At 67.1% G+C, this 12,035-nt stretch carries 7 protein-coding genes; 2 read left to right on the plus strand and 5 right to left on the minus strand.

Annotated features, from left to right (window positions below):
* Positions 1–12: 12 nt before the first annotated feature.
* Positions 13–1,704 (minus strand): caspase family protein, encoded by a 1,692-nt coding sequence (locus IY145_RS08885; protein ID WP_196407882.1) that lies wholly within the window; start codon positions 1,702–1,704, stop codon positions 13–15.
* Between the two features lie 452 nt (positions 1,705–2,156).
* Here IY145_RS08885 and IY145_RS08890 point away from each other — a divergent pair, with 452 nt between their 5' ends.
* Positions 2,157–3,791, plus strand: coding sequence for an FMN-binding glutamate synthase family protein (locus IY145_RS08890; RefSeq protein WP_196407883.1), 1,635 nt, complete (start codon positions 2,157–2,159; stop codon positions 3,789–3,791).
* Positions 3,792–3,892: 101 nt separating this feature from the next.
* Entirely contained in the window at positions 3,893–5,356 is a 1,464-nt protein-coding gene (locus tag IY145_RS08895; RefSeq protein ID WP_196407884.1) for a methyltransferase domain-containing protein, read from the plus strand.
* Positions 5,357–5,436: 80 nt separating this feature from the next.
* Here IY145_RS08895 and IY145_RS08900 read toward each other — a convergent pair whose 3' ends face one another.
* From IY145_RS08900 to IY145_RS08915, 4 genes are all read right to left on the minus strand, one after another.
* A complete protein-coding gene (locus IY145_RS08900) occupies positions 5,437–8,223 on the minus strand; it encodes a caspase family protein (protein ID WP_196407885.1) in 2,787 nt (928 codons plus the stop codon).
* A gap of 144 nt (positions 8,224–8,367) precedes the next feature.
* Positions 8,368–8,676 (minus strand): hypothetical protein, encoded by a 309-nt coding sequence (locus IY145_RS08905; protein WP_196407886.1) that lies wholly within the window; start codon positions 8,674–8,676, stop codon positions 8,368–8,370.
* Positions 8,673–9,926, minus strand: a complete 1,254-nt coding sequence (locus tag IY145_RS08910) for a hypothetical protein (RefSeq protein ID WP_196407887.1) — start codon at positions 9,924–9,926, stop codon at positions 8,673–8,675. Before IY145_RS08910 ends, IY145_RS08905 begins: the two co-directional genes overlap by 4 nt.
* 7 nt (positions 9,927–9,933) lie before the next feature.
* Positions 9,934–11,682, minus strand: coding sequence for a hypothetical protein (locus tag IY145_RS08915; RefSeq protein ID WP_312030569.1), 1,749 nt, complete (start codon positions 11,680–11,682; stop codon positions 9,934–9,936).
* Positions 11,683–12,035 lie beyond the last annotated feature (353 nt).

The following is a 12,035-nucleotide window of genomic DNA, read 5'->3' on the forward strand; positions in this document are numbered from 1 at the left end:
TTCGCCTTCTCCTCAGCGGGTCGTGAAAATGCCGATCGTGCCGAGCTGCGCGTCGCCGCCGGCGAAACGCGAGACGATGTCGATGATCTTGGCGGGATTGCGCAGCCGATCGAGCTGGCGCAGCGCCTGCTCGAGCTGCGGCATGCTCCGCGTCGAGGCGATGGCGACGATCTGATCGGCGCCGAAGGGCTCGCCCGCGACCACGCTCAGCCGATAGTCCGACGATTGCACGACGGGCGGGTCCGAGGGCAGCGGATAGAGCAATTGCAGCACGCCGTCGCCAGTGAGATCGAACAGCAGGAGATTGCGGCCGGCGATCCCACTTATGACGATCTCGACGCGCTCGCCCTTGCGACGCAGCCCCTCCGGCGAAATACGCATCGGCAGCGGCCCTTTGCCGGCGACGAGCTTCAGCCAGCGCACCGTCGCCGCGCGATCGATGAGAACATCGAGCTCATGCGCGTCGACATTATGCGCGAGCACATCGCCGCCGGCGAGCGCGTCGCGCGTCGCCGCATCCCAGACGAGGTCGGGAGCCGCATCGGCGCCGACGAGGACGAAAGGCGCCTGCGCGCCCGCCCCCATTCCGCGCTCCGCCGCGGCGCCGCGCACGGCGAGGCGGATCGGCTCCTTGGGCCGCGGCGGCATGGCGACGGGCTTTGCCGGCGGCAGACTCTGGCCCGGCCCGATCGCCATGGATTTGGGCGTGAGCGGGGTGATCGTCAGCCCGCCGCCCGAAGGCGCGGCCTCCTCTTCCTCGCCGGCCGGCGGTGCGCCGACCGCCTGCACGCCGACCCCGCGGCCGAGCGGCGCCACGAGCTGCGCGATCACATCCTTCGACACGTCGAGGCCGCGCGGATGAAGGGCGACGATCTCCTGCCGCTGGTCGCTGAGCTGATAGGTCAGCTGCCGGACATAAGCGATGAGCTCTTGCGTCGTGACGAGCGCATCGCCATCGGCGTCCGCCGCGCCCTCGAGCGCGCGCGCCACAGAATAGCTCAACGCGCCGCGATGGCCGGCGCCTGGAATGTCCACCTCGGGCGCCTTCGATTGCGCGTCGGCCGCGGCGAGAACGACCGAGCGCGTAAAATCGCGCGACGCGACGAGCGCGAGCCGATCGGGAAGCGGCCGATCGTTCAGCGAGCGATAGACGAGCCGCTCCGCGCGCGGATCGACCGCGCGAGCGAGGCCGCCGCCAAAAGAGGCGTCGACGATGAGGACGACCTGCGCGCCTTTCTTCTCGAAAGATTCGATATAGCGATCGAGCTCCGCGCGCAGGATTTTCTCGCTGTTTTTGCGCTTGTCCTGCGGATCGAATTTCGGCAGCGGGAAGATGGCTTCGTCGTTCTGCGCGCCTTCCAGCGCGCCATAGCCGGCGATGGTCAAGAAGATCGTGTCGCCTTTCTGCGTCCGCGCGAGCATCGCGTCGAGCGCGCGCAATACGGCGGCGCGCTCCGCCGCCGTGTCGATGAGCGTCACGACATCGCGCGCGCCGCGCCCGCGTAGAACAGCCTCGAGATCACGAGCATCCGCCACGGCGCCGCGCAAGGGCGGCGCATGCTCATAGCGATCGACGCCGATGACGATGGCGCGCGTCTCCGCCGCGACAGCGCGCGCGGAAAGGGCGAGCATTGCGCAGGAGAGCGCGAGCGCAGCGCCGGCGCGCCGCGGAAAAGCCGCCGAAAGAACAGGAAAAGCGATCATGCGCGCGACAGATCTCGATTGACGCAAAAGGCCCGAACAAGCAAAGCGAGACTATCATTCGCCGCGCAGCGCCCGCAAGCCGCGCAGGAGCCCTGCCAGGGCTCCCAATTCAGCTTATCAAATCCTATGCAGCCGCGTCATGCCCGCGCTTGTCGCGGGCATCCACGCCGAGACATTGTGACACGCGAAGAGAAGAGGCGGCGTTGTTCCGCTCATGTTCTCAGCTTTCCGAATTGTCGCGGCGTGGATGGCCGCGACAAGCGCGGCCATGACGCTGGAAACATGTCTGCTCGTCAACGCGAGTTCAGAACTCTCTAGGACCGAGCGTGATCGTTGCAAAAAGATATCGGATGTGAAAGCTCTCGGCGCATTCGTCCGGCCGCCACGGAAAAACCGCCGAGCGGCCCTCGAGGCGCGGCGCGCCTGTCATATTCCCGGAGGAGAATTCGACCATGCTGCGCCTGCTCATTCTCCCCTTCACGCCGCGCTTCGTCGCGCTCACCCTCAGCGTCGCCGGTTTTCTCGGCTGCCTCGTCGCGGCGATGGGCGATTGGTCGAGCCTCTTCTTCCTCGCGACGCTCGCCTTCGGCGCCCTCTGTGTAATCGGCGCGCATGATCTCTATCAGCGCGAACATGCGATATTGCGCGCCTATCCCATCTCCGCGCATCTGCGTTTTCTGCTTGAGCACATAAGGCCGGAGCTGCGGCAATATTTCTTCGAGGACAATAAGGACGGCCGTCCGTTCAGCCGCGACAAACGCGCCATCGTCTATCAGCGCGCCAAGATGAACATAGACAAGCGACCCTTCGGCACAGAGATCGACGTCTATGAGGAGGGCTTCGAATGGCTGCGTCACTCGATCGCGGCGCGGCCCGTCTCGCATGAGCATTTCCGCACGCGCGTCGGCGCCGCGAGCTGCGCGCGGCCTTATGACATCTCGCTTCTGAATGTTTCGGCGATGAGCTTCGGCGCCTTGAGCGGCAACGCCATACGCGCGCTCAATCTCGGCGCGCGCAAAGGCGAGTTCGCGCAGGACACGGGCGAAGGCGGCTTCAGCCCCTATCATCAGGAGAGCGGCGGCGATATCGTCTGGCAGATCGCCTCCGGCTATTTCGGCTGCCGCACGCGCGCGGGCGCGTTCGATCCGGAGAAGTTCGCCGCTCTCGCCGCGAGTGATCAGATCAAGATGATCGAGGTGAAATTGAGCCAGGGCGCCAAGCCCGGCCATGGCGGCGTATTGCCGGCCGTGAAAGTGAGCGAGGAGATCGCGCGGATTCGCGGCGTGCCGATGGGCGAGGATTGCGTGTCGCCGGCGGCGCATTCCGCCTTTTCGACGCCGATCGAATTGCTGCAATTCCTCGCTTTGCTGCGCGGACTCTCCGGCGGCAAGCCGGTCGGCTTCAAGCTCTGCGTCGGCCAGCCCTGGGAGTTCCTCGCCATCTGCAAGGCGATGCTGGAGACGGGCCTTCATCCAGACTTCATCATCATCGACGGCAAGGAGGGCGGAACCGGCTCGGCGCCGCTCGAATTCATGGATCACATCGGCATGCCGATGCGCGACGGCCTCGCCTTCGTGCATCACGCGCTGATCGGCGTCGGCCTGCGCGAGACGATCCGCATCGGCGCCGCCGGCAAGATCGCGACCGCCTTCGACATGGCGCGGACTCTGGCGCTCGGCGCGGATTGGTGCAATAGCGGGCGCGGCTTCATGTTCGCGCTCGGCTGCATTCAATCGCTCTCCTGCCATACGGATCGCTGCCCGACCGGCGTCGCGACGCAAGATCCGTCGCGCGCCCGCGCGCTCGTCGTCTCGGACAAGGCGGAGCGCGTGCGCAATTTCCATCGCGCGACGCTGATCGCCCTCGCCGAGCTCGCCGCCGCGGCGGGGCTCGACCATCCGAGCCAATTCGCGCCCGAGCATTTCTGCCGTCGCATTTCCCCGCATGAAGCGGCGAGCTTCGCCGATCTCTATCCGGCGCCGGCGCCGGGCGCATTTCTCGCCGGCGAGATCGACGCGCGCTTCGCCGCCGCATGGCGCCGCGCGCGCGCCGATTCCTTTCGGCCCGCGCAGCTCGTGAGCGCCTGAGCCGCACGCCTTGCCAGAGTGCGGGAATTCATCGAGGATCGGCGGCATAGATCGAAGATCGATAGGTCGCGTGCCGACGCCATCATTGCGAGCGCATTCTCATGAGCAATGTCTATGACGAGCAAGACTATCCTTACGCCGTCCGCCATTGGACGCATCCGACGCAGCTCGGCGCTCTCGCGCAATTGATGGGGCGCGCGGCCGCGCCCTTTCAGGATTGCCGCGTGCTAGAGATCGGCGCCGGCGACGGCGTCAATCTCGCCAGCATGGCGATCGGCGCGCCGGGCGCGCAATTCGTCGGCGTCGATCTCTCCGAGCGCGCGGTCGCCGCGGGCCGCGAGCTGATCGCCGCGGCCGGCGTCGCCAATCTACGGCTCGAATGCGGCGATCTGCGCGAATTCGAAGCGGAGCCGCAATCTTTCGATTATATCATCGCACATGGCGTCTACGCCTGGGCGCCCAAGGTTGTGCAAGACTCGCTGATGGCGCTGTGCGGTCGGCTTCTGTCGCCGCGCGGCGTCGCGATGATCAGCTATAATGCGCTGCCGGGATGCCGTCTGCGCCAGGGCGTGCGCGACCTGCTGCTTTCCGCCGTCGCCGGCATAGAGGAGCCCGAGCGCAAGATCGCCGTGGCGCGCGCCTCGGCGGCCTTCTACGCCGAACAATGGTCGGCGAGCGACAACGCCTTCCGCAAGGCGCTGGAACTCGAGACGCGCGATTGGCTCGGCCGGCCGGATGGGCTCATCTTTCACGACGAGCTCGGCGAGATCTATGATCCGCAGCTATTCTCCGACCTCGTCGCGAAAGCGCGCGCGCAAGGGCTCGATTATCTTTGCGACAATGATCCCTCGCTCGTCGCCCATGCGCTGTGGGAGACCGAGCTGTGGAGCGCGTCGCTGCCGCTCACGGGCGGCGATCAGATCGCCTACGAGCAGGCGCTCGATTTCGTCGAGACGCGGTTTTTTCGCCGCAGCCTGTTCTGCCGCGCCGGCGCGCCGCTGGAGCGGCGTTTTTCGCCCGAGCGTCTTGCCGGCCTCTATCTGGAGGCGCCGCTGGAGCCTTTCGTCGACGCCAGCGTCGGCGAGGGCGAATTCGCCTTCAAGACCGCCGGACGCGGCGAGGTCTCGACGCGCGATCCGGCTTTCGCGGCGGCCATGCGGCGGCTCGGCGAAGCCTATCCGCGCGCGCTCGCCATAGACGAGATCGCCGCCGAGGCGCCGGCGCGGGCGGCGTTGCTGCGGCTCTACGCCGGCAATATGGCGCGGCTGGCGACGGAGCCTTTTCCCGTCTCCCGCGACGCCGGCGAAAAGCCTTTCGCCAATCCGCTGGCGCGCGCCCAGGCGCGCCTCGGCCTCGGCTCGGTGACGAGCTATCGACATTCACAAGTGTCGTTGGAAGGCGACGACACGCGCCGTTTCCTCGCTCTACTCGACGGAACGCGGACGATCGACGATCTCGTCCGCGCTATGTCCGAGAGCGCGTCAGGAACCGTCGACACAGGCGAGCTGGTGCAAGCCGCGCTCGCGACCTTCGCGCTCTGGGGGCTGACCCGCGGCGCCAGCTGAGCTGCGCGGACAAAAGCGAGCCTGAAGGCTCGCGGTCCGGGGGACGCTTTGGACCACGAACCTTCAAGGCTCGCATCGTATCAAAAGCCCGGATTATGCGACCATGAGAGGGGCTTCGCCGCCATCGGGGCGGGCGCAGCGGCCTGGACAGGCGGGGCCGCACGCACGGGACGGGCGGTCTGCGCCGGACGCTCGCGCATGTGACGCGGGGCGACCGGCTCCACGACCTGATGGCGCTTGCCGCTCCGCGCCGGACGCTCGTCGTCCTCGTGGCGACGCGCATTGTGCTTGACCGGCTTGCTGGTCGGCGCGGCCTCTTCCCGGTTCGCGTCCTTGACGGGCGCTTCCGCGGGCTTGGCGGCGAGAGGCGCGGACTGCGGCGCGCAGACGGTCTCGGTCTGGCCCTGCAGCCCGGCGACGAATTCATCCGTCAGCCGGCTCGGCGCGGCTTCGCCCTTCTTGCTCGCATAAGCGGCGACGGCGGATTTGGTCGGCTCGTCGAGCTTGCCATTGGCGGCGGCCGCATAGCAGCCGAGCGTCTTCAATTGCGTCTGCGCCGCGCGCACGCGGGTCTCGACGGCGGCGAGCGTCTTGTCCAGATCGCCGCGCGCATCGGCGCAGGAGAATTTGCGGCCGCGCAGCGCGCCCAATTTCTGCTGCGCGTCGAAGCTCGTCGCATCGACATCGGCGACGCTCTTGCGATCGGCGGCGCAGGCGCCCTCGAGCTCGGCGATTTTCCGGCGGGCCTCGGCGCGCGCCGATTCGCAGCTCATGCCGTCGAGAGCGGCGCGCAGGCCGGAAAGATCGCCGGCTTTGCCGTCCATCGCCTTGCGATCGGCGTCGCAGCCGTCCTTGGCGACGCGCTGCTTCTTCTCGAGCTCCGTCACCAGCGCCTTGGCGTCCTTGCGCACATCCTCGCAGGTCGTCGCCAGCACGGCGGCGCGCAGAGCGACGAGGTCGTCGGCTTTGGATTGGAGCGATTTGCGCTCGGCGTCGCAAGTCTGGCGCGCGAGCGTCTCCTGCTCCTCGAGCTTGGCGACGCGGGCTTTCGCATCCTCGCGCGCGGCGTCGCATTTCATGCCCAGCGCCGCGGCTCGCAGTCTCGAGAGGTCGCCAGAGCCAATGCCGGCGACGGATTTGCGCTCGGCGTCGCAGCTCTGCCCTTCGACGCGGATCGCCTTGCTCTCGAGCTCGGCGACCAGCAGATTGGCGTCGTTGCGCACCGCCTCGCAGCGCATTTTGGCGGCGGCGGATTTGAGAACGGCGAGATCGCCGACGCCGGCTGCGCCGAGCGCCTTGCGGTCGACGTCGCAAATGTCGCGCTCGCGGCGCTCCTTCTCCTCGAGACGGGCGAGCACGAAACGCGCGCCCTCGAGCGCGGCGGCGCAGCTCATGCGGCCGACGACGGCGCGCAGGCCGGGAAGATCGCTCGGATCGACGGCGGCGAAAGCCTTGCGCTCCGTCTCGCAGACCTCGCGCTCGCGCCGCTCTTTCGCCTCCAGCGCCGCGACGAGGGGCTTGGCCTCCTCGATCGCCGCGCGGCAGCCGAGCCGTCCGGCGACTGCGCGCAGGCCCGGAAGATCGTCCCGCGCGACCGAGTGCAGCGCCACGAGATCGGCGTTGCAAATGTCGCGATCCCGCTGCTCCTTCTGCTCCAGCCGGACGACCTGCTCTGCGGCGCGCCGGCGCGCGTCCGGACAGGTCATTTTCGCGGAGACGGCGCGCAGGCCGGCGAGATCGTCCGGCGCCAGCGCGCCGAGGGTCTTGTTATCGGCCTCGCAGCTCGCCAGCTCGCGGCGCTCTTTCTCCACCGCCTTGGCGACGAGCGCTTCGGCGCTCTTGCGCGCGGCGTCGCAGGAGAATCGCCCGGCGGCGGCGCGCAGGCGCGGAAGATCGTTCGGGCCGATCGCCTCCAGCTCCTTCTGCTCCGTGTTGCAGCGCTGCACGCTCTCGAAGAGATCGAGCCGCAGCTGCGCGTCACGGGCGCGGGGAGAGGTCGGATAGAGCGTGAGAATGCTCTGGAAGTCGGCGGGCTCCTGCGTCTTGGAGGCTTTTTGCCACGCCCGCTCGGCCATTTCGTCGGGGCTCAGAAAATAAAAATCGCCGTAGATGCGGCTGGAGATCTCCGGCGCCTGCCTGCCCTTCGTCGTGCGCGCGACATCGTCGCTGACGAGATTGAACAGGCGGCGGATTTCGACCTCCGGCGCTTTCAGATTCTTGAGCAGCGCCTCGGCGAAGGGGCTGTTGCGGCCGGCGCCGTCCAGCGCGACCTCGTGCGGCGCGGCCGCATAAGCGACGAGAATGCCCTTGGCGCTCTTGTTCACCGTCAAATTCGGCCGATCCAGCCCGCGCACCCCATCCCCCACCGAGCGCGCGGCGACGACGCTGTCGAAAGGATTGTTGCGGCAGGCGTCGAGGATGAGGATGTTGACGCCGGTGGATTTGGAAAGCGCCCGCTGCACGCGGTCCATGTCGAGCGCCTTGAACTCGACGTCGGCGACGTCCTTCACCGCAATGTCGGTCGGCAGAAGATAATTCCTGCCCTCGTTCTGCACACCATGGCCGGCGTAATAGAACAGAGCCACATCCGCGCCGGCGGCCTTGCGCGAGAAATCGGCGAGCGCGCCGTCGAGCTGATCCTTGCGGGCGTTGACGAGCGAGATCACCTCGAAGCCGAGATCCTTCTCCAGCGTCTCGGCGACGTCCTTGGCGTCATTGACGGGATTTTTGAGCCTGGCGATATGGTCGTATTCGGCGTTGCCGAGCACGAGAGCGACGCGCCGCTCGGCCGATGCGGGAGACGCGAAGACGGCCGCGAGAACGAGGCTCGCGAAGGCAAGGACGAATGGTTTCCAATGCTTCGTCATAATCGCCGAATGCCGTTGCGTCAAAAAAACCGAAACGAACGATAACTTTATCAGACCATAAAGCTATCACCCGAGCCACTCGCTGACAATGGAGCATCAGGGAATCGCCCGCTGTGCGTTCGCGCACATTCCAAACGCCCTTGTTCAGTCGAATACCACCGCACGCCCCATCAGCGGCATAGCGTCGAGCAGCACATGTTTGATTTCGTCGATGTCGTCAGGGGTGAGCGATCTCGAACCATCGCGATAGGCCAATTCGATCCGCTCCCTGAAATCGAATGCGACCGTCGGCGTTCCGTTTTTCTCGAAATGTTCGCAAGGCAAAATTGCCACGGTCCCGTTCTTGCGAAAATAATAGGAGAACCGGTCGCGGCCGGAGACTTGATAGGCACCGTCCTCGCTCAGGACTCCACCGGGCGAATATTTCCAGTATCGGGGCGATCCGTCTGTCATTGAGGCGCCATGCCCTCTATAGCTCTGAAAGCGGACCCGGGGCTGTTCTCCTCCATCGAGCGCAGGAGTTGGGTCGGCATCCCGTTTATCGAGGTGACTTTACGATTCTCGAGAAGAACGGGCAACTCCGTCTGAGCGAAGACGCGATCGGGCGAAGCGCCATGCACATAGGCCGTCACGTCTCCGGACGCGTTCTCGGCGAAACGCTGCGAGGCGCGAGTCCAATAGCCGTCCGCCGTCCTATTGCGAAGCTCATTGGCCTCGCTATACAGATTTTCGGCTTCGAGCGCTCTGCCGCATTCCGTTTTGTCGATCGGAACCGATCCTCGCTCTGCCGCAGCCAGCGCCTTCTTTCGATTGCCCTCACCCGAGTAGAAGACGGCCTTGTCCTTCGGCGTCGCCACACTCGCTTCGTCCGCGATAGCGGCGATTCGCTCGGCTTCGGTTCTTGGCGCGATCCGGGCCTTCTTCTCGGCTGGTCTCTCTTCATATCTCTCCGCCTTCGGCGCCTTCTCCGGCGGCGTGTTGCGCAGGCCCGGCTTTTTCTCGGTCCAGCGCGCGGCCTTTTTCGCGGCGCCATGGGTGAGCGCGGCGATCAGCACGACGACGCCGAGCTTGGCGACGCCATCGGCGAAAACCGCCGCCGCTTCATCGAGCTGCACGCGGCTCGACGCCGTCCCCATCAGCTCGAGCGCATGGAACAGCGCATGGAGACCTCGCCAGAGCTGCGGGCCGCCGAAATAGAGACCGACCGCGAGAAGCACGGCGTCGATCGCCTCTCCCGCCCCGAAGGCATGGGAGACCGCCCAGATCGCCAGCACCTCGACAGTGGTCGCGAGCGCCTTCGGCTCGACGAGCGCGGCGAATTCCTGCTTCGTCGCTCCGGTCAAATGGTTCGGGACGAGCCTCAGCGTCGTCGCGATGCGCTCTTTCAGGCTCATGCCGGCGAGCCGCTCGGAACGATCCGCGACGACGAAGGCCGCGAGCGTCCCATTGCGGCTCATCCGCGCGATACGGTCGATCAGAGCGCGATCGTCGGCCTCGCGGATTCGCGCGCCCTCCTCCCGCCAGCGCCCGAAGGCGCGGCGCAAGGCGTCTGCGCCCTCGGGATCGGCGAGCGCGATGCGCAGCCGGCGGCGTACCTCGTATTCGCTCGCCAAGGCGCCGCCGGCGAGCGCCGCGAAGGACGCGAACTCCGCGCGCGGACCTAGGATCAGCGTCTCCGAGCCGGTTCGCAGCCGCAGGATCATGCCGCGCTCACCGCGCCTGCGTCTTGGCGGCGCCGTTCGGCTTGGCGAGCGCGGGCTTCTCGGCGCCGTTGCGGTCGAGCGCATCCGGCTTTGTCTTGCCGATGGGCGTCGCCGTGGTGACGGCGGCGACCGGCGTCGGCGCGCTCAGGTCATTGGCGAGGCCGCGGAAGCGCACGGGCCGATAGCCGCGCGCCAGCAGCGAGCCGAGCGGATAGATGTTGCGGCACACTTTGCCGTTGCAGCCGCCGGTCGAGGATTCGATCACCTCGGCGCGGCGATCGGGCGTGAAGCGCACAAAGAGCATCACATGCGAGCCCGGCTTGTTGAGCGCGTCGCCGGGCAGAAGATCCCAGGGGTTGCTCAATTCGCGCGAGATCGCCGGAATGGCCATGGTCGTGAAATGCGTGGCGAGCCCCCAGCAGGCGCTGACGAAGGCGGAGCAATCGACGCCGGCGACGTCCGGCCGCGGATCATTGCGGGTGCAGATATTGCCGGCGAGGCGGCCCGCGCCGATCTCCGCCGCTATGCGCGGCAGCGATCCGTGACAGCCCCAGCAATAGGGAATGCCCACCACCTCCTGCCCCAGCTTGCCATGCAGATAGCCCGGCCGGCGGATACGCGCGAAGCCGCTGCAAGCGCGATCCGGGTCCGCCCCATAGGCGCCCGCGTTGACGCGCCAGCGCACATTGGCGAATTGCAACGCGGTCTGGATGACCTGCGTGCGATCGAGCGGGCGCATCGCCGCCGTGGCGCCCTTGCGCTTGCCGAAATCCGTCAGCGAATAGGAGAGAATCGTCGGAGCGGGCGGCGCGAGATCGATAATCTGCCCGTTCTTCATCGGGCGAAAGCCGACGCCGAGCAGATCGACCGAGCCTTTGCGCGTGCGCAGGAAATAGACGTCGCCCTCCGCCGAGACGGTGACGAAGCGGCGCGACAGCGCAACCTGCTTATCGAGCGGCAGCTCATAGACGCCCTCGAGCGCGCCATTGGAAGCGTATCGGGCGACGAAAGTGGAAGGCTGATCACTCGCGTCGGTCGGCACATTCTCGCCCAGCACGAAAATGCGGCCGCGCTGATCGACGTCCAGCACCTCCACCGAGCCGATGCGGCTGCGCACCTGCATTTTGAGCTTGGCGAGCGCCGCGCCATCCTTGATCTGCAGGGAGATGGACACGCCCTTCTTGTCGAGAGGGCTCACATCGGCGACCAGCTGGCCGCGCCCATGCGAGGCGATGGTCTGGCGCGAACGCGCGAGCTTTCCGTCGGTGAGGCCGCGGGTGGCGTCCGCCTCGTCGCCGATCTCCTGCGAGCCCGTCTGCGCGAAGGCGGAGAGCGTGGCCTCGTCCGGCGCAGCGACGGAGCGCGTCACCTCGAGGCTGCGCGTCTGCGCATCCGCCGGGCCGGTGGCCTGCAAGGCGCGCGGGCCTTCGTCCCACACATAGATCGTATCTTTGGCGACGACGATGTCGGTCGGGCGCAGATCGCTCGGCAATTCGAGCGAGCGCGTCGCCTCGGCGGGCCTGCGCGGATCGAAGCGCAGCACCCGGCCATTGACCTGGTCGAGCAGATAAATCTCGCCTTCCGCGCCGGAATAGATCGACTGCGGACCTTCGATCTCCGTATCCGCGCCGGCCTCGACCACGCCGACGGAGGCGACGTCGCCGCCCTGATGGAAGCTGCGGACGAGCTGGTCATCGGCGAGCGCGCGTCCATGCAGCAGAGCGAGCATCGTGAAGGCCAGAAAAGGCGTGATCACCCTCCCCTTCAGGGGCAGGGTCGGATGGCGAAGCCATCCGGGGTGGGGTTGCACGGCAAAGACTCGGCGCAAACGCCCGCACCCTATCGCCTTCGGCGCTCGACCTCCCCCCTCGAGGGCTATCGGATTCACACATCGCGAAACGCTGCAGCCGTCATGGCCGGGCTTGTCCCGGCCATCCACGCCAAGCTGCTGAGAAACCGAAGGAAGGCGCCCGCTGTCGACGGATTCATCCCACGGCGGACGCCCCACCGGAGCTTCGGCGTCACGCCGAACTTTCGAGACGCCTCGGCGTCCTGGCGTGGATGGCCGGGACAAGCCCGGCCATGACGTCGCGGGGGCGAGGGGCTCGG

Origin of the sequence: Methylosinus sp. H3A (assembly GCF_015709455.1) — a bacterium.
GTDB lineage: Bacteria > Pseudomonadota > Alphaproteobacteria > Rhizobiales > Beijerinckiaceae > Methylosinus.